This window comes from Micromonospora sp. NPDC001898, from assembly GCF_042891255.1.
Taxonomy (GTDB): Bacteria; Actinomycetota; Actinomycetes; order Mycobacteriales; family Micromonosporaceae; genus Micromonospora.
In genome coordinates this window covers 285027-309960 of the sequence record NZ_JBIATC010000004.1, presented here as the reverse complement: position 1 = coordinate 309960, position 24934 = coordinate 285027, and the positions used below count along the sequence as shown (strand labels likewise).

The 24934-nt window shown below is 73.4% G+C and carries 19 protein-coding genes; 10 read left to right on the top strand and 9 right to left on the bottom strand.

Annotation, left to right across the window (positions count from 1 at the left end):
- Positions 1 to 29: 29 nt before the first annotated feature.
- The 4 genes from ACFYZF_RS11890 to ACFYZF_RS11875 form a co-directional block, all read right to left on the bottom strand.
- Entirely contained in the window at positions 30 to 971 is a 942-nt protein-coding gene (locus ACFYZF_RS11890; protein WP_387018800.1) for an ABC transporter substrate-binding protein, read from the bottom strand.
- 11 nt (positions 972 to 982) lie between these two features.
- Complete coding sequence (locus ACFYZF_RS11885) at positions 983 to 1831, bottom strand: ABC transporter ATP-binding protein (RefSeq protein WP_387018797.1); 849 nt, start codon at positions 1829 to 1831, stop codon at positions 983 to 985.
- A 95-nt stretch (positions 1832 to 1926) separates the two neighbouring features.
- Entirely contained in the window at positions 1927 to 2991 is a 1065-nt protein-coding gene (locus ACFYZF_RS11880) for a FecCD family ABC transporter permease (RefSeq protein ID WP_387018794.1), read from the bottom strand.
- Positions 2988 to 4034, bottom strand: coding sequence for a FecCD family ABC transporter permease (locus ACFYZF_RS11875; protein WP_387018792.1), 1047 nt, complete (start codon positions 4032 to 4034; stop codon positions 2988 to 2990). The genes ACFYZF_RS11880 and ACFYZF_RS11875 overlap by 4 nt, the downstream gene beginning before the upstream one ends.
- A 286-nt stretch (positions 4035 to 4320) precedes the next feature.
- On the opposite strand from ACFYZF_RS11875, the gene ACFYZF_RS11870 reads away from it, so the two are divergent.
- A complete protein-coding gene (locus tag ACFYZF_RS11870; RefSeq protein ID WP_387018789.1) occupies positions 4321 to 4680 on the top strand; it encodes a YciI family protein in 360 nt (119 codons plus the stop codon).
- A 37-nt stretch (positions 4681 to 4717) separates the two neighbouring features.
- Here the strand turns inward: ACFYZF_RS11870 and ACFYZF_RS11865 are convergent, their stop codons facing one another.
- On the bottom strand, positions 4718 to 5161 hold the full coding sequence (locus ACFYZF_RS11865) for a cytidine deaminase (protein WP_387018786.1): 444 nt from the start codon (positions 5159 to 5161) through the stop codon (positions 4718 to 4720).
- Positions 5162 to 5259: 98 nt separating this feature from the next.
- On the opposite strand from ACFYZF_RS11865, the gene hrpA reads away from it, so the two are divergent.
- Positions 5260 to 9327, top strand: coding sequence for an ATP-dependent RNA helicase HrpA (gene hrpA / locus ACFYZF_RS11860; protein ID WP_387018783.1), 4068 nt, complete (start codon positions 5260 to 5262; stop codon positions 9325 to 9327).
- Positions 9328 to 9427: 100 nt separating this feature from the next.
- Here the strand turns inward: hrpA and rfbB are convergent, their stop codons facing one another.
- Complete coding sequence (gene rfbB / locus ACFYZF_RS11855) at positions 9428 to 10468, bottom strand: dTDP-glucose 4,6-dehydratase (RefSeq protein WP_387018780.1); 1041 nt, start codon at positions 10466 to 10468, stop codon at positions 9428 to 9430.
- Positions 10469 to 10667: 199 nt separating this feature from the next.
- The gene (locus ACFYZF_RS11850; RefSeq protein WP_350882140.1) at positions 10668 to 11597 is read right to left on the bottom strand and encodes a LysR family transcriptional regulator; all 930 of its coding nucleotides are present in this window, start codon (positions 11595 to 11597) and stop codon (positions 10668 to 10670) included.
- A gap of 77 nt (positions 11598 to 11674) precedes the next feature.
- Here ACFYZF_RS11850 and ACFYZF_RS11845 point away from each other — a divergent pair, with 77 nt between their 5' ends.
- The 3 genes from ACFYZF_RS11845 to ACFYZF_RS11835 are packed head-to-tail and all read left to right on the top strand — an operon-like array spanning position 11675 to position 15062.
- Positions 11675 to 12364: a succinate dehydrogenase cytochrome b subunit gene (locus tag ACFYZF_RS11845; protein WP_387018776.1), complete on the top strand. Its 690-nt coding sequence runs from the start codon at positions 11675 to 11677 to the stop codon at positions 12362 to 12364.
- A gap of 2 nt (positions 12365 to 12366) precedes the next feature.
- Positions 12367 to 14304 (top strand): fumarate reductase/succinate dehydrogenase flavoprotein subunit, encoded by a 1938-nt coding sequence (locus tag ACFYZF_RS11840; protein ID WP_387018774.1) that lies wholly within the window; start codon positions 12367 to 12369, stop codon positions 14302 to 14304.
- On the top strand, positions 14301 to 15062 hold the full coding sequence (locus tag ACFYZF_RS11835; protein ID WP_387018771.1) for a succinate dehydrogenase/fumarate reductase iron-sulfur subunit: 762 nt from the start codon (positions 14301 to 14303) through the stop codon (positions 15060 to 15062). The genes ACFYZF_RS11840 and ACFYZF_RS11835 overlap by 4 nt, the downstream gene beginning before the upstream one ends.
- A gap of 221 nt (positions 15063 to 15283) precedes the next feature.
- Here the strand turns inward: ACFYZF_RS11835 and ACFYZF_RS11830 are convergent, their stop codons facing one another.
- Positions 15284 to 16252: a peptidoglycan DD-metalloendopeptidase family protein gene (locus ACFYZF_RS11830; RefSeq protein ID WP_387018769.1), complete on the bottom strand. Its 969-nt coding sequence runs from the start codon at positions 16250 to 16252 to the stop codon at positions 15284 to 15286.
- Between the two features lie 228 nt (positions 16253 to 16480).
- Between ACFYZF_RS11830 and ACFYZF_RS11825 the strand changes: the two genes are divergently transcribed.
- The 3 genes from ACFYZF_RS11825 to ACFYZF_RS11815 all read left to right on the top strand — a co-directional run bounded on the left by ACFYZF_RS11825 (position 16481) and on the right by ACFYZF_RS11815 (position 20079).
- Positions 16481 to 17665, top strand: a complete 1185-nt coding sequence (locus ACFYZF_RS11825; RefSeq protein WP_387018766.1) for a zinc-dependent alcohol dehydrogenase — start codon at positions 16481 to 16483, stop codon at positions 17663 to 17665.
- A gap of 127 nt (positions 17666 to 17792) precedes the next feature.
- On the top strand, positions 17793 to 18803 hold the full coding sequence (locus tag ACFYZF_RS11820; protein ID WP_387018764.1) for a serine hydrolase: 1011 nt from the start codon (positions 17793 to 17795) through the stop codon (positions 18801 to 18803).
- 136 nt (positions 18804 to 18939) lie between these two features.
- Positions 18940 to 20079, top strand: coding sequence for an MBL fold metallo-hydrolase (locus tag ACFYZF_RS11815; protein WP_387018761.1), 1140 nt, complete (start codon positions 18940 to 18942; stop codon positions 20077 to 20079).
- 91 nt (positions 20080 to 20170) lie between these two features.
- Here ACFYZF_RS11815 and ACFYZF_RS11810 read toward each other — a convergent pair whose 3' ends face one another.
- A complete protein-coding gene (locus tag ACFYZF_RS11810; protein ID WP_387018759.1) occupies positions 20171 to 21682 on the bottom strand; it encodes a deoxyguanosinetriphosphate triphosphohydrolase family protein in 1512 nt (503 codons plus the stop codon).
- Between the two features lie 121 nt (positions 21683 to 21803).
- On the opposite strand from ACFYZF_RS11810, the gene yidD reads away from it, so the two are divergent.
- Positions 21804 to 22316, top strand: a complete 513-nt coding sequence (gene yidD, locus ACFYZF_RS11805) for a membrane protein insertion efficiency factor YidD (RefSeq protein ID WP_387018756.1) — start codon at positions 21804 to 21806, stop codon at positions 22314 to 22316.
- A gap of 163 nt (positions 22317 to 22479) precedes the next feature.
- Positions 22480 to 24921, top strand: a complete 2442-nt coding sequence (locus ACFYZF_RS11800; protein ID WP_387018753.1) for a Tex family protein — start codon at positions 22480 to 22482, stop codon at positions 24919 to 24921.
- The last annotated feature ends 13 nt before the right edge of the window (positions 24922 to 24934 follow it).

Sequence of the window (24934 nt, the reverse complement as noted above, 5' to 3'; positions counted from 1 at the left end):
TCATGCCAGCGGGGCGGCGCGAGGGCCGATCAGGAGAGGTACTTCTCCAGGTCGTCGATGATCTTGTTGGCGGCGCCGACGCCGATGCCGGTCATCCAGACCTCGTCGGAGACCGGGTACGCCTTGCCGGCCTTCACCGCGGACAGGCCCTTCCACAACGTGCCGCCGGAGACGGTGCTCTGCTCGGCTGCGGCCTTCTCGCCGTACGCGGTCACGAAGATGACGTCGGCGTCGACCTCGTTGACCCGCTCGGGGCTGACCGCGTCGAAGCGCTTGTCCTCCTTGTCGGCGAGCTTCTGCCGCTCGGGGCGGCCCAGCCCGGTGTCACCGATCACGATGCCGGAGAAGGAGTCCGGGCCGTAGACCCGGATCGCGCCGGGCATGAAGCGCACGATGGAGATCTTCCGCTGGGCGGCGTCGCCGAGCTTCGCGCCGAAGTCCGCGGCCCGCTTCTCGTACGTGGTGAGCAGCTCACGGGCCTGCTCCTCCTTGCCGAGCGCCTTGCCGTCGAGGAGGAGGTTCTCCTTCCAGGTGATGCCCACCTGCTCGGTGAACACCGTCGGGGCGATGGCGGCCAACTCGTCGTAGAACTTCTCCTGGCGGAACTTGCTGCCCAGGATCAGGTCGGGCTTGAGGGCGTTGATCGCCTCCAGGTCGGGCTCGGTGACCACCCCGACCGTCTTGATCCCGGCCAGCTTCTCCTCGCCGAAGTAGGTCGGCCAGCCCTTCGCCTCGCCCGCGGTGGCCGCACCGACCGGTGTGATGCCCAGCGACAGCGTTGTGTCGATCTTGTCTGTGTCGAGGACCACGACCCGCTTCGGGTCGGCCGGGACCTTGGTGGTGCCCATGGCGTGGGTGATCTCCCGGGTGTCCCCGGCAGCGGTGTCGGCGACGGGGTCGCTCTCTCCGCAGGCGGTGAGTCCGACGCTCAGGGCGACGGCCGCGGTGAGCACGGCGGCGAGACGACGCATCGATGTTCCTTTCAGAGGGTTCCGCCAGCCGGTGGGCCGGAGGAGGTGACGGAGGAGGCGGCCCAGGCGAGGGCTGCCAGGGAAGGGCCGGTGAGGGCCGGTACGACCAGGGGCGCGCCGGTCACCGGGCAGGGCACGACGACGCAGTCGAGCCCGAAGACGTCGCGGACCAGCTCCACGGTGAGGATCTTCCGGGGCGGGCCGGCGGCCACCACCCGGCCGGAGCGCATGGCGATCAGGTGGTCGGCGTACCGGGCGGCCTGGTTGAGGTCGTGCAGCACGGCGACCACGGTCCGGCCCCGCTCGGCGCGCAGCCGGTGCAGTAGGTCCAGCACCTCCACCTGGTGGGCCAGGTCGAGGAAGGTGGTCGGCTCGTCCAGCAGCAGCGCCTCGGTGTCCTGGGCCAGGGTCATCGCGATCCAGACCCGCTGCCGCTGCCCGCCGGAGAGGGTGTCCACCGGCCGGTCGGCGAGGCCGGCCACGTCGGCGAGCTCCATCGCCTCGTCGACGGCGGCGCTGTCCTGCTCCGACCACTGCCGCCACCACCGCTGGTACGGCTGCCGGCCCCGGCCCACCAGGTCGGCGACCGTGACCCCCTCGGGCACCAGCGGGCTCTGCGGCAGCACGCCGAGACGTTGGGCGACCTCCCGGGTCGGCAGGTCCCGGATCGCGGTGCCGTCGAGCAGCACCGCGCCCCGGCTGGGGGTGAGCAGCCGGGCCATGGTGCGCAGCAGCGTCGACTTGCCGCAGGCGTTCGGCCCGACGACGACCGTGAAGGCGTCGGCGGGCAGCTCAAGGTCGAGGCCGTCCAGGACGGTCCGCTCGTCGTAGCCGACGACCAGGTCGCGGGTGGAGAGCATCGCGGCTCCTCGGGAGGGGACGACAGAAGGGGATGCGGGTGGGCCGACGGGGGCGGGGGACGGTGGCAGCGGGCCAGCGGGGGCGGTCGTGGGCATCAGGACGGCCTCCGGCGTCCGCGCAGCAGCAGGAAGATCAGATACGGCCCGCCGATCGCGGCGGTCAGCACGCCCGCCGGGAGTTGGGTGGGGGCGAGCAGCCGGCGGCCGGCGAGGTCGGCGAGGACCAGCAGCAGCGCGCCGAGCAGGGCGGAGCAGAGCAGCGGGGGACGCTCGGCCCGGACCAGCCGGCGGGCGAGCTGGGGCGCGACCAGGGAGACGAAGTCGACGGCGCCGACCTGCGCGGTGACCATCGCGGCGGCGAGCACCCCGGTGCCGGCCAGGCCGATCCGGCGGGCGACCGGGCGGACGCCGATCCCGCGTGCGGTGTCGTCGTCCAGGGCGGTGCTGTTCAGTGCCCAGCCGGCCCAGAGCAGCACGGGCAGCAGCACCAGCAGGGTGACCGCGATCCATGCCGCCTCGGTCCAACCCTTTCCGGCGAGGGTGCCGACCAGCCAGATCTGGGCGCGCATCCCGTCGATCGGGTCGACGGTCATCAGGACCACCTCGATCAGCGCCCGCAGCGCGAAGGCCACCGCGACCCCGGCGAGGACGAACCGCTGGGCGGCCAGCCCGTGCCGGGCACCGAGGGCGAGCACCAGTGCCGCCGCGGCCAGCCCGCCGAGCAGCGCCGCCGGGGCGACCAGGACGGCGGCGGCCCCGCCGGTCAGCGCGATCGTGGCGGCCAGCCCGGCCCCCTGGGTGATGCCGATGACGTCCGGGCTGGCCAGCGGGTTGCGGGCCACGCTCTGGATCAGCGTGCCGGCGACGCCGAACGCCGCGCCGGCCACCGCCGCGAGGACGAGTCGGGGCAGCCGCAGGTCGAGCACCACCAGGTCGTACGGGGTGCCGGCGCCGGAGAGGACGCGCAGCACGTCGGGCGGGGCGACGTACGGGGTGCCGAGGGAGAGGCTGAGCACCCCGGCGGCGACGAGCAGCCCGGTCAGCGCGACGGCGACCAGCACCGGCCGGCGGCGTACCGGTACCCGCAGTGGGCCGAGGCGCAGCAGGGTCCGGCCGGGCGGGGCGGAGCGGGGGCGGACGCCGGTGGCGGGGGCGCTCACGCGGTGACCACCCGGGCGCGGCGGACGAGGAAGGCCAGCAGCGGGGCACCGACCAGCGCGGTGATCACCCCGGCGGGCACCTCGCCGGGCGGGGCGACGAGCCGGCCGACGACGTCGGCACCGAGCAGCAGGGCGGGTCCGAGCAGGGCGGCGACGGCGAGGGTCCACCGGTGGTCCGCCCCGACCAGGGCCCGGGCCAGGTGCGGCACGGCGAGCCCGACGAACGCGATCGGTCCGGCCGCCGCCACGGCCGCCCCGGTGAGCAGCACCCCGGCCGCGCCACCGCCGAGGCGGACCAGGCCGATGCGGTGGCCCAGTCCCCGGGCCACGTCGTCGCCGAGGGCGAGCGCGTCCAGGCCCCGGGCGACCAGGACGGCCAGCACGAGCCCGGCGAGGACGAGCGGCAGCACCTGACCGGTGACGCCGACGTCCCGGCCGGTCAGCCCGCCGACCACCCAGAACCGGTACTCCTCGAAGGTGCGGGCATCGATGCTGAGCAGCGCGTACACGACGGCGCCGAGACTGGCGTCGAGCGCGGCGCCGGTCAGCGCGAGGGTGACCGGCGAGGCGCCCTCGCGGGTCCGGTTGGCGACCGCGAACACGGCCAGGCCGGCCAGGAGCGCCCCGGCGACGCCGAACCAGACGTACCCGGCGAGGCTGCCGACGCCGAAGACGGCGATGGCCAGCACCACGCCGCACGACGCGCCGGCGCTGATGCCGAGGATGCGCGGCTCGGCCAGCGGGTTGCGGGTCAGCGCCTGGAACAGCACCCCGGCGACGGCGAGGGCGAGACCGACGACGATGCCCAGGGTGGTGCGCGGCATCCGCAGCTCGCGGACGATGGTGGTGGCGTCCCCGCCGTCGGGGGCGACCAGCGCGTGCCACACGTCGCCGGGCGCGAGCGGCCGGCTGCCGAGGGCGAAGCTGGCGAGCACGGCGAGCGCCAGCACCGCCGCAGCGCCCACGGTGACGGCCACCCGTCGGCCCGACCCGCGGGCGGGCCGGCTGGCGGCCCGGATCGGCCGCGCGGCGACGGTGGTCACGAAACTCCCTCAGCTTAGGCTCGCCTTACCTTAGCTGAGCTGCACAGACCCGCCTAACCGACGGATGTCGATCCGGGATCGCGTGCGCCGTGCAGCATTCCCGCGCCCAGGCCGGCGGCCCCGAGGGCCGCCACGCCGGCCAGGCCGAGCCCGGAGGATCCCGCCGCGCGGATCCCGCCGTCGCCGGTCGCCGCCCCAATTTCGCTCGGAGGGGCAAAAGCCGCCATCTTCTCGGAAACCCCTGTTCAGGCGATGATGGCACCATTCACCCCCATACGCTGGTCGCATGGAATTCGACCAGCACACTGTCGTGCTCCTGTCCTGGCCCGAGGACGCGCCGGAGCTGCCCCGGGACGCTGCGGACCGGTTGCGCGACGCCCATCTGGCCCACCAGGCGGGGCTGGTGGAGCGGGGCCTCGTCCTGGCGGCCGGTCCCTTCCTCGACCCCGACGACGACCGGCTGCGCGGCTTCGCGGTGCTCGCGGTCGATCGGGCGGCGGCCCGCGAGCTGTACGGCAACGACCCGGCGGTCCGGGCCGGCCGGCTCGTCGTGCGGGTGATGAGCTGGCTGGTGCCGCAGGGCAACGTCCGGTTCGGCGGCGTGCCGATCCCCCGGTCGATGCTGGAGATGGCGGCGGGCGACTGAGCCGGGGCCGGCACGGGGCCGGGGGCCGCCCGGGTGGTCAGCCGGCCGCGTCCTCGCGGGGCGCCGGCACCCCGGCACCGGCGTCGACCTGGTGGTCGGCCCAGACGTACTCCGTGGGCAGCAGCTCGGCGACCGGCACGGCGCGCAGCGCGTCCGCCGGGCCGACGATGACCCGGATCGACGGGAAGTAGTCCAGCAGCACCTGTCGGCACCGGCCGCACGGCGGGATGACGCCCCGGCCCCGGTCGCCCACCGCCACGATCGTCTCCAGCGCGCCCGCGCCCTGGGTGGCGGCGGCGCCGATCGCGACCACCTCGGCGCACGGCCCACCGGTGAAGTGGTAGACGTTCACGCCGGTGAAGACCCGGCCGTCGGCGGTGCGGGCGGCGGCGGCGACGGTGTGGTTGTCGCTACGACAGCGCAGCTTGGCGACCGCCGTGGCGGCCTGTACCAGCGCCCGGTCGGTGTCTCGCATGGTCATTCTCGGCGTCCCCGCGGTCGGTGTCGGTCGGCGGTCAACTCTAGACGGCGATAACCGGGGGGCGGTCGGCACTCGGGCTGCCTATCCTTGGCGACGACATGCAGAATCCAGCCGTTCCCGCCGCACCGGCCGCGTCCGACACCGTCCGCGAGCTGCACCGCCGCCTGCCCACCCTGATGTTCCGCGACCAGCGCCGGCTCCAGCGGCGCCTCGACGGCGCCCGGCGGCTGCGCGACCCGCAGCGGCGCGAGGCTGCCCTGGCCGAAATCACCGCCGATGTGGCCCGGGCCGAGCAGCGGCTCGCCGACCGTCGGGCGGCCGTGCCCGTGATCACCTACCCGGCCGGGCTGCCGGTCAGCGAACGCAGGGACGACATCGCCGCCGCGATCCGCGACCACCAGGTGGTGATCGTGGCCGGCGAGACCGGTTCCGGCAAGACCACCCAGCTGCCGAAGATCTGCCTGGAGCTGGGGCGTGGGGTGCACGGGCTGATCGGGCACACCCAGCCGCGCCGGCTGGCCGCCCGGACGGTGGCCGACCGGATCGCCGAGGAGCTGGGCACCGAGCTGGGCGACGTGGTCGGTTACAAGGTCCGCTTCCACGACCAGGTCGGCGACCGCAGCCTGGTGAAGCTGATGACCGATGGCATCCTGCTGGCCGAGTTGCAGACCGACCGGATGCTGCGCCAGTACGACACGCTGATCATCGACGAGGCGCACGAGCGCTCCCTCAACATCGACTTCATCCTGGGGTACCTGCGACAGCTCCTCCCCCGCCGCCCCGACCTCAAGGTGATCATCACCTCGGCGACCATCGAGACCGGGCGGTTCGCCCGGCACTTCGCCGCCCCGCCCGTCGAGGGGGAGGCGGAGGGCAGACCGGCGCCGGTGGTCGAGGTGTCCGGACGGACGTACCCGGTGGAGCTGCGGTACCGACCGCTGGTCGAGGTCACCGAGGCCGAGGCCGACGAGACCGACGACGAGGAGAACGTCCGCGACCAGATCCAGGCGATCGGCGACGCGGTGGAGGAGCTGGCCGCCGAGGGGCCGGGCGACATCCTGGTCTTCCTCTCCGGCGAGCGGGAGATCCGGGACACCGCCGACGCGCTGGCCAGGCTGGTGGAGAAGAAGCGGTCGCTGCTCGGCACCGAGATCCTGCCGCTGTACGCCCGGCTGTCCGCCGCCGAGCAGCACCGGGTGTTCGCCCCGCACGGCGGGCGCCGGGTGGTGCTGGCCACCAACGTCGCGGAGACCTCGCTGACCGTGCCCGGCATCAAGTACGTGGTGGACCCGGGCAGCGCCCGGATCTCCCGGTACTCCAGCCGGCTGAAGGTGCAGCGGCTGCCAATCGAGCCGGTGTCCCAGGCGTCGGCCAACCAGCGTAAGGGCCGCTGCGGGCGCACCTCGGACGGCATCTGCATCCGCCTCTACGACGAGCCGGACTTCCTGTCCCGCCCGGAGTTCACCGACCCGGAGATCCTGCGCACCAACCTGGCCTCGGTCATCCTCCAGATGACCTCGATCGGGCTGGGCGACGTCGCGGCGTTCCCGTTCATCGACCCGCCGGACCGGCGCAACGTCGCCGACGGGGTGAACCTGCTGCACGAGCTGGGCGCGCTCGACCCGGCCGAGACCGACCCGGACAAGCGGCTCACCCCGCTGGGCCGGCGGCTGGCCCAGCTCCCGGTCGACCCCCGGCTGGCCCGGATGGTCCTTGAGGGCGAGCGCAACGGCTGCGCCACCGAGGTGATGGTGATCGCCGCCGCGCTGTCCATCCAGGACCCGCGCGAGCGGCCGGCGGAGCGACAGGCCCAGGCCGACCAGGCGCACGCCCGGTTCGCCGACAGAGAATCCGACTTCGTCGCGCTGCTGAACCTGTGGCGGTACCTGCGGGACCAGCAGCGGGAGCTGTCGTCGAGCGCGTTCCGCCGGATGTGCAAGGCGGAGTACCTCAACTACCTGCGGGTGCGCGAGTGGCAGGACATCGTCAGCCAGCTCCGCCAGGTGCTCCGTACCCCCGATCAGGCCGGCGGTGGACGCGACGGGCGGGGCGCGAAGGAGGCCGGGGCGGACGGCGGACGGCGCGGCCCGGCCGCGGACCTGCCGGAGGAGATCGACACCCCCAAGGTCCACCAGTCACTGCTGGCCGGCCTGCTGTCCCACGTCGGGCTCAAGGACCCGCAGAAGCACGAGTACCTGGGCGCGCGGGGCGCGAAGTTCGCCCTGTTCCCGGGATCGGCGCTGTTCAAGAAGCCGCCGCGCTGGGTGATGGCCGCCGAGTTGGTGGAGACCTCCCGGCTGTGGGGTCGGGTGGCCGGCCGGGTCGAGCCGGAGTGGGTCGAGCCGCTGGCCCAGCACCTGGTCAAGCGCAGCTACAGCGAGCCGCACTGGGAGAAGAAGCAGGCGGCGGTGCTGGCGTACGAGAAGGTCACCCTGTACGGCGTGCCGCTGGTCACCGCCCGGAAGGTGAACTTCGGCCGGATCGACCCGGTGCTGTCCCGGGAGCTGTTCATCCGGCACGCCCTGGTCGAGGGCGACTGGCAGACCCACCACCAGTTCTGGCAGGACAACCAGCGGCTGCTGACCGAGATCGCGGAGTTGGAGAACCGGGCCCGACGGCGGGACATCCTGGTCGACGACGAGACGATCTTCCAGTTCTACGACGAGCGGATCCCGGCCGACGTGGTGTCCGGCCGGCACTTCGACGCCTGGTGGAAGCAGACCCGCCGGGAACGGCCCGACCTGCTCACGTTCACCCGGGAGTTGCTGGTCAACGCGGGCCGGGGCGGGGTCGCCGAGGACGACTACCCGGACGAGTGGCGGACGGAGGGCGTCACCCTCCCGCTGACGTACACCTTCGATCCGGGCACCTCGACCGACGGGGTGACCGTGGACATCCCGCTGCCGCTGCTCAACCAGGTGCCGGTGGAGAGCTTCGACTGGCAGGTCCCCGGACTGCGCGAGGAGATGGTGATCGCGCTGATCCGGTCGCTGCCCAAGCCGGTCCGGCGCAACTTCGTCCCGGTCCCCGACTACGCCCGGGCGGCGCTCGCGGCGATCACCCCGGGCGAGGAGCCGCTGCTGGACGCGCTGACCCGGCAGCTGCGCCGGATGACCGGGGTGACCGTGCCCCGGGACGCCTGGGAGCCGGCGAAACTCCCCGCCCACCTGCGGGTCAGCTTCCGGGTGCTCGACGAGGAGAACAAGCCCGTCGCCGAGGGCAAGGACCTGCCGGCCCTGCAACGCCAGCTCCGCCAGGAGGTGCGCCAGGTGGTGGCCGCCGCCGCGCCGGAGGTGGCCCGCACCGGGCTGACCCAGTGGGGCGTCGGCACCCTGCCGCGCACCATCGAGCAGGTCCGCGCGGGGTACGCGGTGACCGCGTACCCGGCGCTGGTCGACGAGGGGCAGACGGTCGGGGTGAAGGTCTTCGACTCCGAGGCCGAGCAGGCCGCCGCGCACTGGGCCGGCACCCGGCGGCTGCTGCGGCTGACCGTGCCGTCCCCGGCGAAGTTCCTTCAGGGGCGGCTGTCCAACGAGGCGAAGCTGGCGCTGAGCCGCAACCCGCACGGCGGCGTGCAGCAGCTCATCTCCGACGCGGCCGGGGCGGCGATCGACAGGCTGATCGCCGACGCCGGCGGCCCCGCGTGGGACGCCGAGGGCTTCGCCGCGCTGCGCGAGCGGGTCCGCGCCGACCTGGTGGACACCGTGGTCGAGGTGATGGGGCGGGTGCGCCAGGTGCTCGCCGCCGGGTACGCCGTCGAGCAGCGGCTCGGCAAGACCCAGAACCTGGCCGTGGTTGCCGCCCTGGCCGACATCCGGGCCCAGCTCTCCGGCCTGGTGCACGCCGGCTTCATCACCGAGACCGGGTACGCCCGACTACCCGACCTGCTGCGCTACCTGACCGCGATCGAACGGCGGCTGGACCGGCTGCCGGGCAACCCGCAGCGGGACCGCCAGCAGCAGGACCGGATCGCGGTGGTGCAGAAGGAGTACGCCGACCTGCTCGCCGCGCTGCCGCCGAGCCGACGGCAGTCGGCGGCGGTGCGGCAGATCCGCTGGATGATCGAGGAGCTGCGGGTGAACGTGTTCGCCCAGGCGCTCGGCACCCCGTACCCGGTCTCCGAGCAGCGGATCTACCGGGCGATGGACGACGCCGAGGGCCGCTGAGCCGCCCGGGGCGGGTCGGGCCGGACCGGCCCCGGGCGGCACGGCCGCCGTCGCCCGGCGGGCCGGACGGCGTGGTGGCGGTGGCGGTGGCGGTGGCGGGTCAGTGCACCGGGGCGGGCACCGCCCGGCCGACCGGGAGCCCCCGCACGGAGTTCGTCAGGCCGCCGGAGCGGGCCTCCGGGTACGCGTGCGCCCACCAGGCCCGGTTCTCCCGGTACCAGTGGAAGACCTCGGACAGCCCCTCGGCGAACCGGATCTGCGGCTCGAAGCCGAGCTCATCGGAGATCTTGGTGTAGTCGAGCGAGTACCGCTGGTCCTGGACCTTGCGGTCGGCGACGTGCCGCACCCGCTCCCAGCCGGCCCCGGCGAGCAGCAGGATCTTCTCGGCCAGCGCCTTGTTGGTCAGCTCGACGTCGCCGCCGATGTTGTAGACCTCCCCGGCGCGGCCCTTGCCGAGCACCAGCGCGATGGCCCGGCAGTGGTCGTCGACGTGCAGCCACTCCCGGACCGCGCCGCCGTCGCCGTGCAGGGTGATGTCCCCACCGGTGAGCAGGCTGGTGACGAAGCGCGGGATGACCTTCTCCACGTGCTGGTAGGGCCCGTAGTTGTTGGCGCACCGGGTGATCGACACGTCGACGTCGAAGGTGCGCCAGTACGAGCGCACGACGTGGTCGCTGGCCGCCTTCGACGCCGCGTACGGCGAGTTGGGCTCCAACACGCAGCGCTCGGTCCACGCCCCGTCGGTGATCGACCCGTACACCTCGTCGGTGGAGACGTGCACGACCCGGCCCACGCCGGCGCGGGCGCAGGCGGCCATCAGGCGGTGCGAGCCCATCACGTTCGTCTCGAAGAACGGGGCCGGGTCGTCGATGGAGCGGTCCACATGCGATTCGGCGGCGAAGTGCACCACCGCGTCGTGCCCGGGGACCAGGTCGGCGAGCAGCGGCCGGTCGCAGATGTCGCCACGGACGAAGGTCAGGCGCGGGTGGCTGGCGGGCAGGTTGTGCCGGTCGCTCGCGTAGGTCAGCTTGTCCAGGACCGTCACGTGGCAGTCCTCGAAGCCGGTGTACCGCCCGTTGAGCAGGCTCCGGGCGAAGTGTGACCCGATGAAGCCGGCACCGCCGGTAACCAGGATCCTCATGTGGTGGCCTCCCTGCCACGCGAAGCCCGCGCGTTCGACTTCGTCTTCGACAGGCCGACGGGGCGTCGTGCCTGTGCAAGGCTTCACCATAGGGGACCAACAGGAGCAACGCGGCTGATACAACGCCCTTAAGGACTATTTAACTCAAGCACGGCACAAGCGGACGGCAGGGTCGCCACATTCCCCCGACCGGGGTCTCTCACCTCGGCTCCACCCCGGGCGGGAGGCCGTCCGCCTCGATCGCGGTGTGCACGTAGTCCATCAGGATGCGGCGCAGCTCGCGCCCGGCGTGGGTGGGCTCGACGTCGCGGCGGCGGGCCACGGCGATGGTCCGGCGCACCCCCGGCGGGGCCAGCCGGGTGACCCGGATGGCGGGTCGGCGGGCCACCACGATGCCGGGCACCAGCGCCACCCCGAGCCCGGCCTCGACGAAGCTGAGCACGGCGTCCATCTCGCCGCCGTCGACGGAGAGGGTGGGCTCGAAGCCGGCCTCCCGGCACGCCTGGAGGGTGGCGTCGCGCAGGTCGTAGCCCTCGCGGAACATGACCAGCGGCTGGCCGCGCAGGTCGGTGACGCGCAGCTCGCCGGCCGCCGAGGTGCCGGGGACCTCGTCCAGCGAGGCCACCACCAGGCTCTCCCGCAGGATCTCCTCGGTGTGCAGCCCCGGATCCGCGCCGTGGGCGGGCATGATGATCAACGCCAGGTCGAGGTCGCCGCGGAGCAGGTCGCGGACCAGGTTCTGCGAGCCGCCCTCCTCCACCCGCAGGTCGACGGCGGGGTGGGCGTCGCGGAACCGGCGCAGCACCGGCGGGGCGAGCGCGGTGGCCAGGCTCGGGGTGGCGCCGAGACGGACCCGGCCGCGCCGCAGCCCGACCAGTTCCTGGACCTCGCGGGTGGCGGTCTCGACGTCGGCGAGGATCCGCCTGGCCAGCGGGAGCAGCACCTCGCCGGCGGCGGTGAGGGCGATGTTGCCCCGCACCCGCTCGAACAACGGCGCCCCGAGGTCGGCCTCCAGGGCGTGAATTTGCTTACTCAACGAGGGCTGGGTTATGCCGACGACATCGGCCGCCTGGGTGAAATGTCGCACTTCCGCGACTGCGACGAAGTAGCGGAGCTGATGGAGCTGCATCTACATAGCCTAAGGCTATCAAGGCTGCGAGTTCGATGCATTGGACGACTAGTCGAAGTGCTCCTAGCGTCGGTCAAGTGGTACTCACGAAAACTCGGTCGCCCATCCGCTCCAACGTCGGCCTGAAGGCCGTCATGGCGGTGACGGGCATCCTCCTTGTGCTGTTCCTGATCGCCCACATGCTCGGCAACCTGAAGATCTTCACCGGCGAGACCGCGTTCGACCACTACGGGCACTGGCTGCGCGACCTCGGCACGCCACTGCTCCCGTCGACCTGGTTCCTCTGGATCCAGCGCACGGCGCTGCTGGCGGCCGTGCTGGGCCACATCGCCGCCGCCACGGTGCTCGCCGCGCGCGCCCGCGCCGCCCGCCCCGTGAAGTACGCCCACCGCAAGGCGGTCCGGGGCAGCTACGCGGCCCGCACCATGCGCTGGGGTGGGGTGATCATCCTGCTCTTCGTGATCTACCACATCCTGGACCTGACCACCGGTCACCTGAACCCCAAGGGCGACCCCAGCAACCCGTACGGCAACGTGGTCGCCGACTTCGCGCCGGAGCGCTGGTACGTCACGCTCTTCTACACCCTCGCGATCGTGGCGCTCGGCTTCCACCTGCGACACGGCGTGTTCAGCGCGTTCCGCAGCCTCGGCCAGCAGACCCCGAGGGGCGAGCGCCGGGCGCGCGTCGCCGCACTCGTCCTCGCCGTCGCGCTCTGCGCCGGCTATCTGGCGGTCCCGTTCGCCGTACTCACCGGATTGGTGGCCTGACCATGGATCTGTTCACCGAGGGCGACCCGATCGCCGACACGGCGGCTCCCGGCGGCCCGGTCGAGGCCCGCTGGGACACCCGCCGCTTCGAGGCCAAGCTGGTCAACCCGGCCAACCGCCGCAAGATGACGGTGATCGTGGTGGGCACCGGCCTGGCCGGCGGGTCTGCCGCCGCCACGCTGGCCGAGCAGGGCTACCGGGTCAGGTCGTACTGCTACCAGGACAGCCCGCGCCGGGCCCACTCGATCGCCGCGCAGGGCGGCATCAACGCCGCCAAGAACTACCGCAACGACGGCGACTCCGTGCACCGCCTCTTCTACGACACCGTCAAGGGCGGCGACTTCCGCTCCCGGGAGTCGAACGTGCACCGGCTGGCCGAGGTGTCGGTCAACATCATCGACCAGTGCGTCGCCCAGGGCGTGCCGTTCGCCCGCGAGTACGGCGGCCTGCTCGACACCCGCTCGTTCGGCGGCGCGCAGGTGCAGCGCACCTTCTACGCCCGGGGCCAGACGGGCCAGCAGTTGCTGCTCGGGGCGTACCAGGCGCTGGAGCGGCAGATCGGCCTGGGCAACGTCGAGATGAACTCCCGGCACGAGATGCTGGAGCTGGTCGTCGTCGACGGACGGGCCCGGGGCATCGTGGTCCGGGACCTGGTCACCGGCGAGATCAGCACCGAGATGGCCGACGCGGTGGTGCTCGCCTCCGGCGGGTACGGCAACGTCTTCTACCTCTCCACCAACGCCAAGGGCTGCAACGTCACCGCGACCTGGCGGGCGCACCGCAAGGGCGCCTACTTCGCCAACCCCTGCTACACCCAGATCCACCCGACCTGCATTCCCGTCTCCGGCGATCACCAGTCGAAGCTGACGCTGATGAGCGAGTCGCTGCGCAACGACGGTCGGGTGTGGGTGCCGAAGGCCAAGGGCGACGACCGGGCCCCCCGGGACATCCCCGAGAACGAGCGGGACTACTACCTGGAGCGGATCTATCCCTCCTTCGGCAACCTGGTCCCCCGGGACATCGCCTCCCGGGCCGCGAAGAACGTCTGCGACTCCGGCCGGGGCGTCGGGCCGACCAAGCTCGGCGTCTACCTCGACTTCGCCGACGCGATCGACCGGCTCGGCCGCAAGGCCATCGAGGCCAAGTACGGCAACCTCTTCGAGATGTACGAGCGGATCACCGGCGAGGACCCGTACCAGGTCCCGATGCGGATCTACCCCGCCGTGCACTACACGATGGGCGGCCTGTGGGTCGACTACGACCTCCAGTCGACCATCCCTGGTCTGTTCGTGATCGGCGAGGCGAACTTCTCCGACCACGGCGCGAACCGGCTCGGCGCCTCGGCGCTGATGCAGGGCCTGGCCGACGGCTACTTCGTGCTGCCCAGCACCATCGCCAACTACCTGGCCTCCGGGCCGCTGGAGAAGGTCGACGCCAGCCACCCGGCGGCGGTCGAGGCCCGCGCCGACGTGGAGGATCGCGTCCGGCGGCTGCTGGCAGTCGACGGCGACCGGACGGTCGACTCGTTCCACCGCGAGCTGGGCCAGATCATGTGGGAGCACTGCGGGATGGAGCGCAGCGCAGCCGGGCTGCGCAAGGCGATCGACGAGATCCGCGCGCTGCGCGAGGAGTTCTGGCAGCGGGTCCGGGTGCCGGGCGACGGCGAGGGGCTCAACCAGTCGCTGGAGAAGGCCGGCCGGGTGGCCGACTTCTTCGAGCTGGCCGAGCTGATGTGCGTCGACGCCCTGCACCGCGAGGAGTCCTGCGGCGGTCACTTCCGGGCCGAGCACCAGACCCCGGACGGCGAGGCGCAGCGCGACGACGACCGGTTCGCCTACGTGGCGGCCTGGGAGTACACCGCCGCCGGCGAGCCGGCCGTGCTGCACAAGGAAGACCTGAAGTTCGAATACGTGCACCCGACGCAGCGGAGCTACAAGTGAACCTGACCCTGCGCATCTGGCGCCAGCCCGGCCCCGAGGACAAGGGTCGGATGGTGACCTACCAGGTCGACGACGTCTCCCCCGACATGTCGTTCCTGGAGATGCTCGACGTGCTCAACGAGCGGCTGACCCTCTCCGGCGAGGAGCCGGTGGCGTTCGACCACGACTGCCGCGAGGGCATCTGCGGCATGTGCGGCCTGATGATCAACGGCGACGCGCACGGGCCGCAGCGCGGCACCACCGCCTGCCAGCTGCACATGCGGCAGTTCTCCGACGGCGACACGATCGACATCGAGCCGTGGCGGGCCCGTGCCTTCCCGGTCATCAAGGACCTGGTGGTCGACCGAGGCGCCTTCGACAAGATCATCGCCGCCGGTGGGTACATCACCGCGCCGACCGGCAGCGCCCCCGAGGCGCACGCCACGCCGGTGGCCAAGGCCAACGCGGACGCCGCATTCGAGTCGGCCGCCTGCATCGGCTGCGGGGCCTGCGTGGCGGCCTGCCCGAACGGCTCCGGCATGCTCTTCACCGCCGCCAAGCTCACCCAGCTCTCGCTGCTGCCGCAGGGCCAGCCCGAGCGGTACACCCGGGTGATCGGGATGGTCGACGCACACGACGAGGCCGGCTTCGGCGGCTGCACCAACGCCGGCGAGTGCACGGAGGTCTGCCCGAAGGGCATCCCGCTGAACACCATCGGCCGACTCAACCGCGACTACCTCACGGCGACCGCCAAGGGCGGCGGCACCCCGGGCTCCTGACCCGACCGCACCCGACGACCGACCGCCGCGCCCCACCGAGGCCCGGCGGTCGGCCCGTCTCCGGGCGGTCCCGGGCGCACGCACGACGGCCGACGGGCCTCCCCTCCCCGCCTGGTCCCGGCGGGCGCACCCGCACGGAAGCGGGGCCATGGCGCGCGTCGATGCCACCCATTCCGTAAAGGTGCGCGCAGGGGAGGTGGGGTGGGGGCGTCAGTGGGGGTTCAGATCAGCACGCTCCAGGTCACCGGGCCGACGAGACCGTCGGCGACGAGACCGTTGCGGCTCTGGAAGCCGCGTACCGCGCTGGTGGTGACCGAACCGAAACCGCCGTCCACCACGAGGCCCGCGCCCCGGCCGTTGAGCGCGGTCTGCAGGCCGCGGACCAGGTCGCCGGAGTTGCCCTCGATCAGGGGCAGGACGAGGGCCGTCCAGGTGATCGGGCCGACCATGCCGTCGGCGTAGAGGCCCCGGCCACTCTGGAACGACCTGACCGCCGAGGCGCAGGCCGGCCCGAAGACGCCGTCCACGACGACGGAGATGCCACGCGCCCGCACCAGGTACTGAATCACCTTGGGCACCCATCCCGAGGCGCCCTGGCTGACGCTCGGGTAGCCGGTGCTCCCGACGGGGGCCGTCGAGCCGAGGGTGATGCCCCGATTGGCCAGGAAGACCCGGGGGTCCGTCGAGGTCAGCCGGGGTCGGTGGATCTCGAAGTGCAGGTGCGGGCCGGTCGAGTTGCCGGTGGTGCCCATCAGGCCGATCAGCTGCCCGCAGCTGACCTGCTGGCCGTCGCTGACCAGCACCCGGTGGAGGTGGCCGTAGTAGGAGAAGTAGCTGTCGGCGTGGTTGAGGTGGACGCTGTTGCCGGTGCGACCGCCCAGCGGGCCGCTCGACGTGTCGCCCGGGTACGAGTTGGTCCTGATGTCCCGGACCGTTCCGGCGGCCGTCGCGTAGACCGGGGTGCCCTGGCTGTTCGCCACGTCCCAGCCCATGTGGGTGGGGCGGCCGGGGGTCTTGTATCCGGAGGTCAGCGCGCCGAGCGTCGGGTTGCTCCAGCCGGCGACCGCCGCCATCGCCGGGCTGGGCACGCCGACGACCCCGACCCCGATCCCGACGCCCAGCGCCGTGAGGAGGGTGCGGCGCCGAGCCGGCGCGTCGAGTAGGCGGCCCGTTTCCGAATCGTCGCTCACTGTTGTCTCCCGATGCTCGCTCGTATCGTGCCGGTGGACGATCCGGTGGCGGCCATCGTAGATCTTCCATATCGACAGATCAATATCCGAACGGCTCAGGGAGCCGCAGGCGGAGCAGGCGCTCACCGGGTCGACGTGCGAGGCACCGCCGCCCGCGCCACCGGTTCAACGGCCCCGACGCGGGTAGCAGTTCCGTAGGGGTGGCACCGACGAGGGGACGATGAGGACATGAAGGCACTGACCTGGCAGGGCAAACGGGACGTCCGGGTCGAGGAGGTGCCGGACCCGCGCATCGAGGAGCCCACCGACGCCGTCGTCCGGATCACCTCCACCGCGATCTGCGGCTCCGACCTGCACCTGTACGAGGTGCTGGGGCCGTACCTGAAGCCCGGCGACGTGCTGGGCCACGAGCCGATGGGGATCGTCGAGGAGGTGGGGTCCGGGGTGACCCGACTCAAGCCGGGCGACCGCGTGGTGGTCCCGTTCAACATCTCCTGCGGCTCCTGCTGGATGTGCGACCGGAAGCTCTACGCCCAGTGCGAGACCACCCAGGTGACCTCGGAGGGCAAAGGCGCCGCCCTGTTCGGCTACACCTCGCTGTACGGCTCGGTGCCCGGCGGGCAGGCCGAGTACCTGCGGGTGCCGCACGCCCAGTTCGGGCCGATCAAGGTCCCGGAGACCGGCCCGGACGAGCGCTGGCTGTACCTGTCCGACATCCTGCCCACCGCCTGGCAGGCGGTGCGGTACGCCGACACCCCGCCCGGCGGCACCCTCGCGGTGTTCGGGCTGGGCCCGGTGGGGCAGCTCAGCGCCCGGATCGGCCGGCACCTCGGCGCCGACCGGGTGATCGGGCTGGACCTGGTGCCGGAGCGGCTGGAGATGGCCCGCCGGCACGGCATCGAGACGCTCGACGTCAGCCGGCTCGACAACGTGCCCGGCGCGCTGATCGACCTGGTCGACGGGCGCGGACCGGACGCGGTGATCGACGCGGTCGGCATGGAGGCGCACGGTTCCACCTCGGGCAGACTGGCCCAGGCCGCGGCCGGGATGCTTCCGGACAAGCTTGCCCGGACCATGACCGACAGGGCGGGCGTGGACCGGCTGACCGTGCTGCACGCCGCCCTGAAGGCGGTCCGCCGGGGCGGCACCGTGTCGATCTCCGGGGTGTACGGCGGGGAGGTCGATCCGATGCCGCTGATGGAGATGTTCGACCGGGGCGTCCAGGTTCGGATGGGGCAGTGTCACGTGCGCCGGTGGACCGACGAGATCATGCCGCTGCTCTCCGGCGACGGCGATCCGTTGGGCGTGGAGGACCTGCGGACCCACCGGGTGCCGCTGGCGCAGGCGGCGCAGGCGTACCAGATGTTCCAGAAGAAGGAGGACGGCTGCGTCAAGGTCGTGCTCGCCCCGTGACCCGTACGGCGTCGGTAACGGGGTCGGTCGCCGGCCCCGGTGACCGGTTTCGGGCCCACCGGAATCAATCTTCTCCCCTAGGGTGACGGCGGAACGGATGAGCCGCGACCACCGACGGGGGCGACGAATGACGATCAGGGTGAACCGCAGGGCTGCGCTGGGGTTCGGCACGGTGGCGACCGCCGGCACGGTGCTCGGCGCCGGCACGCCGGCCTCCGCCGCCGCCATGCGCCCCCGGGCGGCGGCCACCGCGGCCGAGGCCGCGAGCTGGGTGGCTGCCAGGTACGCCCAGGAGTCCGCCCGGGCCGGCGGCAACTGGAAGGCGTACGTGACTGTCGCCAACTCGTCCGCCGCCCCGCTGGTGGCCGTCGCCGACGAGGCGGACGCCCAGATCGAGGCGTACAGCGTGAACAAGATCGCGGTGGCCACGGCGGTGCTGGACAAGGTCGACCGGGGTCTGCTGACGCTCGCCCAGCAGGTCGACGTGACGGCGTCGATCGTGGTGCCCGGCGGGGACGGGATCTTCAGCCTGGACGGCGCGTACCCGAGCAGCGTCACCCTGGGGCACGCGCTCGCGAACCTGCTCACCGTCTCCGACGACACCGCCGTTCGGCTCTGCGGCCTGGTCTGCCCGGCGGCCGAGCTGAACCAGATCCTGGTGGCGAAGGGCTTCCCGAACACGCAGGTGCAGCCGGTGGCCAACCCGAACCGGTTCTTCCTCGGCACCAGCACCCCCCGGGAGGCGCACAACCTGCTGCGGGCGCTGGTCGCCGGCACGCTGCTGTCGACGTCCTCGACGGCGTTCCTGCTCGGGCTGCTGCGCTCCCCCGTCGCGTTCACCGACGGCATCCGGCGCGAGATGTCCTCCGCGCAGCGGGCCCGGATCGCCACCAAGGCGGGCTGGTTCGGCAGCGCCCGGCACGAGGCCGGGGTGATCTTCGACTCCGCCGGCGCGGCGGTGCTGACGTACACCCTGTTCGCCGACGGACAGGCCGACGCGGGCAACTTCGGCGCGACCCACCCGGCGGTGCAGGCCCGGGCCCGGATGGGGCGCAGCTTCCTGACCGCCGTCGACGGGCTGACCGGCAGCGGCGCCATCCACCGGCCGGCCGTGCGGCGACCGAGCAACGGCGGCTGACCAGGCTCGGCCACCCCGCCCGCACCTCCTGCGCGTACCGCCGCTCGAACTCGACGATCCCCCGCCCCTGGCACCCGGCGCGCGGGTGCGGCGGACTACCGTTTACTGGCGGGACACCGGCGGAGGGGGCACCACCATGGGGGAACCAGCGGAACGGGCCGTTGCGCGGGCCCTCGGGCGGCGGCTGCGCGGCGCGGCCGGGCTGGCCGCGCTCGCCGGCCTGGCCTGGGTGGCGCGGGACGTTCCGGCGGCGCTGGGAGGGCGGCTGGCCGGGGCGCGCGCCGCGCGGGCGGCCCGCTCGCCGCAGTTCCGCGACGGCACCTTCCACAACCGGCCGAGCACCCGCACGATGCCCGGCGCGTCCGACCGCAACCTGGTCCGCGAGCTGATCTTCGGCAAGCAGAAGCGCCGGCCGGCCGGCGCCGTCCCGCTGTTGCGCCCGGCCGACGCGCCCGCCGCGACCGAGCGCGAGCTCAACGTCGTCTGGTACGGCCACGCATCGGCGCTGATCGAGATCGAAGGGCGCCGGGTGCTGATCGACCCGGTGTGGAGCGACCGGTGCTCGCCGTCGGCGCTGGTCGGGCCGCGGCGGCTGCACGAGCCCCCGGTCGGCCTCGACGAGTTGCCCGCCGTGGACGCGATCCTGATCTCCCACGACCACTACGACCACCTCGACATGGCCACCGTGCGGGCTCTGCTGGCCGGGCAGTCGGCGCCGTTCCTGGTGCCGCTGGGCGTCGGCGCCCACCTGGACCGCTGGGGCGTGCCGGAGCACCGGATCGTCGAGCTGGACTGGTCGGAGAGCCGTCGGGTGGGGCCGCTGACGATCACCGCCACCGCCGCCCAGCACTTCTCCGGCCGGGGGCTGCGCCGCGACGGCACGCTGTGGAGCTCCTGGGTGGTGGCCGGCGCGCACCGCCGCCTGTTCTACACCGGCGACTCCGGCTACTTCGACGGGTACGCCGAGATCGGCGCGGAGCACGGCCCGTTCGACGTCACGCTGATGCAGATCGGCGCGTACGACCGGGCATGGCCGGGCATCCACATGTTCCCGGAGGAGGCCGTGGCGGCCCACCTCGACCTGCGCGGCGGGCTGCTCGTCCCGGTGCACTGGGCGACATTCAACCTGGCCCTGCACGACTGGTCGGAGCCGGTGGACCGGATCTGGGCCGAGGCGAAGACCCGCGGCGTGCGGCTGGCCGTGCCCCGCCCCGGCGAGCGGGTGGTGGTCGACGACCCGCCCGCGGTCGACGGCTGGTGGCAGTCGGTCGCCTGAGCGCCCGCGCCGCCCCGTCCACGCCGCGCCGCCCCGTCCACGCCGTCCCACGCCGCGCTGCCCCGTCCGCGCCGCTCCGTCCGCGCCGCCCTTACAGCACGAAGGCGTCCGTCCACAGCGCTCCGGAGCGGCCGGAGAGGGCGTCCAGCATCGCCACCGCCTGGCCGTCGGTGAGCTGCGCGACGAAGTCGATGATCGCCCGCCCCCGGGCCCGGCCGACCCGGTCCGGGGTGCGCGGGTGCAGCTCCGCCTCGGCCAACTCGACCAGGTCGTGCAGCCGGCGCGGCAGCCGGGACTCCTCCTCCGGGTCGAGCAGCCACTCCCACAGCGCCTCGACGAGGGTGCCCAGCAGCCGGGCCTGGCCGCGCTGGTGCAGGGCGAGGTCCGGCCGGGCCAGCACGAACCGGTGGTGGACGAACTTAAGCACCTGCACCTCGTGCCACTGCGCCGGGGCGAGCAGCACGTGCCCGGAGCGCATCGACGGGGCCTCGGCGACGGTGATCGCGTCGACGAACCGGGTGGTCCACCGGGCGGAGAACCGGGCCACGTACTGCTCCGCCTCGATCGAGCCGTCGAACGGCAGGGCCAGCAGCCCCTCGACCAGTTCCTCGCGGACGTGCTCGACGGCGGCGGCGAACGCCTCGTCGTCGGTGATCCAGGCGTCCTTGCGGTGCAACTGCCGGCGCAGCCGCTCGATCGCCGCCCCGGGCCGCCGGGCCGCCCCGGCCAGGGCCGGGTCGGTGACCGCCCGGAAGTGCCCGTTCTCCCGCTGCCAGGCCGTCAGCTCGGCGGCCACGGCCCCCTGCTGGAGCACCCCGACCCGGTAGAAGTCCTCCACGTCGTGGATGGCGTACGCGATGTCGTCGGCGGTGTCCATCACCGACGCCTCGACGGTCTGCTGCCAGTCGGCGATCCGCCCGACGAACGGCTCCCGGGCCTGCCGCAGGTCGGCCAGCTCCGTCCGGTACGCGCCGAACTTGACCGAGCCGCTGTCCGGGTCGGCGGGCGGCGCGGCGGCGCCCCGGGGCGGCGGGTCGAGGTGCCGGGGGTGCGGGTCCGGGTGGTCCAGCCGGGTCCACGGATACTTCAGCAGGGCCGCCCGGACCGCCGCGGTCAGGTCGAGGCCGGTGGTCGCCGCGCCCCGGATCTCGGTGCTGGTGACGATCCGGTACGACTGCGCGTTGCCCTCGAACCCGTCGGCCAGGCCGAGCCGCTGCCGGGCCAGCCGGTCGAGCACCCGCTCCCCGAGGTGCCCGAACGGCGGGTGCCCGAGGTCGTGGGCGAGCGCGGCGGCCTCCACCACGTCCGGGTCGCAGCCGCCCAGCTTCTCCAGCAGGCCCTGCCAGCGGTCGTCGGCGGTGAGCCGCTCGGCGATCGCCCGGGCCACCTGGGCCACCTTGAGGCTGTGGGTGAGCCGGTTGTGCACGAGCAGCCCGGAGCCGCCGGGGCTGATCACCTGGGTGACCCCGCCCAGCCGGGTGAAGAAGGGCGAGGCCACGATCCGGTCCCGGTCGGCCCGGAACGGGCTGCCGGCGAGATCGCCGAGGGCCCGGGCGCTGCCGCCGAAGAGCCGACGTGCCCGCGGGTCAGCGGGAGTTTCCATGATCACCACGCTAGTGCGGTGTCCACAGATGTTCACCGGGTTTCCGGTCACGTTTTGTGGATCCTCCCCGGGCGGCCAGGCCCACCAGGGCGGCTCGCCCGGACCAGGCATGATGTCGCCCATGAAGATCACCGGCGCCGACGACTCCGGCGACCGGGGGCCCTGCCCCTGCCGCAAGCCGACCCACTGCCATGCCACGGGCCACTGCCACGGCGAGGTCGGCGCGCGTCGCCAGGGACCGGGCTGCAAGGGCCGCAAGGGGGCTCTGGACTCCTGTGGCGACGACCCTTGCAGCAGCCCGGGCTGCTGCGACTTCGGGCTCTACTCCACCCTGCTCACCCTGGGCGCCGCCGTCGCGGGCGCCGCCGGCGGCCAGGTACCCGCCCGCCGGGGCCGGACGGCCGGCAATCGGCCGGGACCGCTGGACCGGGCCGGTCTCGCCGCGATCCGCGGCTACCGCCGCTGGCTGTCGCACCGCTGGCCGGGGCAGTGCCGGTACACCCCGACCTGCAGCGCGTACGGACTCGCCGCCGTCGACCGGTACGGGCTGGCCGTCGGCGGGCGACTCGCGGCGGCCCGGCTGCGCCGTTGCCGGCCGCAGGTGCCGCGCGGAACCGCCGACCCGCTGCCCTGACCGCCGCTCACCTACAAGATCAAGCCGAAGAAGCCGTTGGATCAGGACCAGCCACCCGCCACTCGGGCGGCGGCGACGTGCGCGGGAGGTGGGTCAGGGCGGCGCCGTCGGGGGCGGGCGGCACAATGCAGGACGGACCCCACCCGAGAAGGCGGATCAGATCGTGACCCAGTCTGTGCACCAGCGGATAGCCGACGAGCTCGGCGTCGCCGAACGACAGGTACGGGCGGCCGTGGAGTTGCTCGACGGCGGCTCCACCGTGCCGTTCATCGCCCGCTACCGCAAGGAGGCCACCGGCCTGCTCGACGACGCCCAGCTGCGCACCCTGGAGGAGCGGCTGCGCTACCTGCGTGAGCTGGACGAGCGCCGCGCCGCGGTGCTGGAGTCCATCCGCGGCCAGGGCAAGCTCGACGAGGCCCTGGAAGCGCAGATCATGGCGGCCGACTCGAAGTCCCGGCTGGAGGACATCTACCTGCCGTACAAGCCGAAGCGGCGGACCCGGGCGCAGATCGCCCGCGAGGCCGGGCTGGAGCCCCTGGCCGAGGCGCTGCTGGCCGACCCGGGGCAGGATCCCCGGGAGCGGGCCGCCGGGTTCGTCGACGCCGAGCGGGGGGTGGCCGACGCCGCCGCCGCGCTGGACGGCGCGCGGGCCATCCTCATCGAGCGCTTCGCCGAGGACGCCGACCTGATCGGCACGCTGCGCGAGCAGATGTGGTCGCGGGGGCGGCTGGTCTCCCGGGTACGCGACGGTCAGGAGTCGGCCGGGGCGAAGTTCTCCGACTACTTCGACTTCGCCGAGCCGTACCCGAAGCTGCCCTCGCACCGGATCCTGGCGATGCTCCGGGGCGAGAAGGAGGGCGTGCTCGACCTGACGATGGCCCCGGAGACCGAGGGTGACCCCGACGCCGCGCCGACCGGCCCGAGCCGGTACGAGGCGGCGATCGCCGGCCGTTTCGGGGTCACCGACCACGGCCGGCCCGCCGACCGGTGGCTGGCCGACACGGTGCGCTGGGCCTGGCGCACCCGGATCCTCATCCACCTCGGCGCCGACCTGCGGATGCGGCTGTGGCAGGCGGCCGAGGAGGAGGCCGTGCGGGTCTTCGCCACCAACCTGCGCGACCTGCTGCTCGCCGCCCCCGCCGGCACCCGGCCGACCATGGGCCTCGACCCGGGCCTGCGCACCGGGGTCAAGGTCGCGGTGGTCGACGCCACCGGCAAGGTGGTGGCCACCGACACGATCTATCCGCACGAGCCGCGCCGGCAGTGGGACGCCTCGGTCGACACCCTGGCCCGGCTGGCCGGGGCGCACGGCGTCGAGCTGATCGCCATCGGCAACGGCACCGCCAGCCGGGAGACCGACAAGCTCGCCGGTGACCTGATCAAGCGGCACCCGGAGCTGACGCTGACCAAGGTGGTGGTCTCCGAGGCCGGCGCGTCGGTCTACTCCGCCTCCGCGTACGCCTCGCAGGAGCTGCCCGAACTGGACGTCTCGCTGCGCGGCGCGGTCTCCATCGCCCGCCGGCTCCAGGACCCGCTCGCCGAGCTGGTCAAGATCGACCCGCGCTCGATCGGGGTCGGGCAGTACCAGCACGACCTGTCCGAGGTGAAGCTCTCACGGTCGCTGGACGCCGTGGTCGAGGACTGCGTGAACGCCGTCGGCGTGGATGTCAACACCGCCTCCGCGCCGCTGCTGACCCGGGTCTCCGGCATCGGCGCGGGGCTGGCGGAGAACATCGTGCTGCACCGGGACGCCAACGGCCCGTTCCGCTCCCGCAAGGAGCTGAAGAAGGTGGCCCGGCTCGGCCCCAAGGCGTTCGAGCAGTGCGCCGGCTTCCTGCGCATCCCCGGCGGCGACGACCCGCTGGACTCCTCCAGCGTGCACCCGGAGGCGTACCCGGTGGTGCGGCGGATCCTCACCCGCACCGGGCAGGACCTGCGCTCGCTGATCGGGCAGAGCGCCATCCTGCGCGGCCTGCGGGCCACCGACTTCGTCGACGACACGTTCGGTCTGCCCACCGTCACCGACATCCTGGCCGAGCTGGAGAAACCCGGCCGGGACCCGCGGCCGGAGTTCCGGACCGCGACGTTCGTCGAGGGCGTGGAGAAGATCGGCGACCTGACCCCCGGCATGATCCTGGAGGGCGTGGTCACCAACGTGGCGGCGTTCGGCGCGTTCGTCGACGTCGGCGTGCACCAGGACGGGCTGGTGCACGTGTCGGCGATGTCCCACACCTTCGTCAAGGACCCGCGCGACGTGGTGAAGTCGGGCGACGTGGTCCGGGTGAAGGTGCTCGACATCGACGTGCCGCGTAAGCGGATCTCGCTGACGCTGCGGCTGGAGGACGAGACCGAGGCGGGCCGGCGTGGCCCGGACGACGGGCGACGCGAGCGCGGCGGCCGGGGCGAGCCATCCGGCGGCGGCCGGGGGAAGCAGTCCGGGGGCGGCCGGGGGAAGCAGTCCGGGGGCGGCCAGGGGCGCGGTGGTCCCCGTGGGGACGGCCAGGGGCGCGGCGGCCCGCAGCAGCGGCCGGGCCGGGGCGGCGGGACTCCCCCGCCCGCCGACGGGCCGATGGCCGAGGCGCTGCGCCGGGCCGGCCTGGCCTGACCGGTCGCGGTGG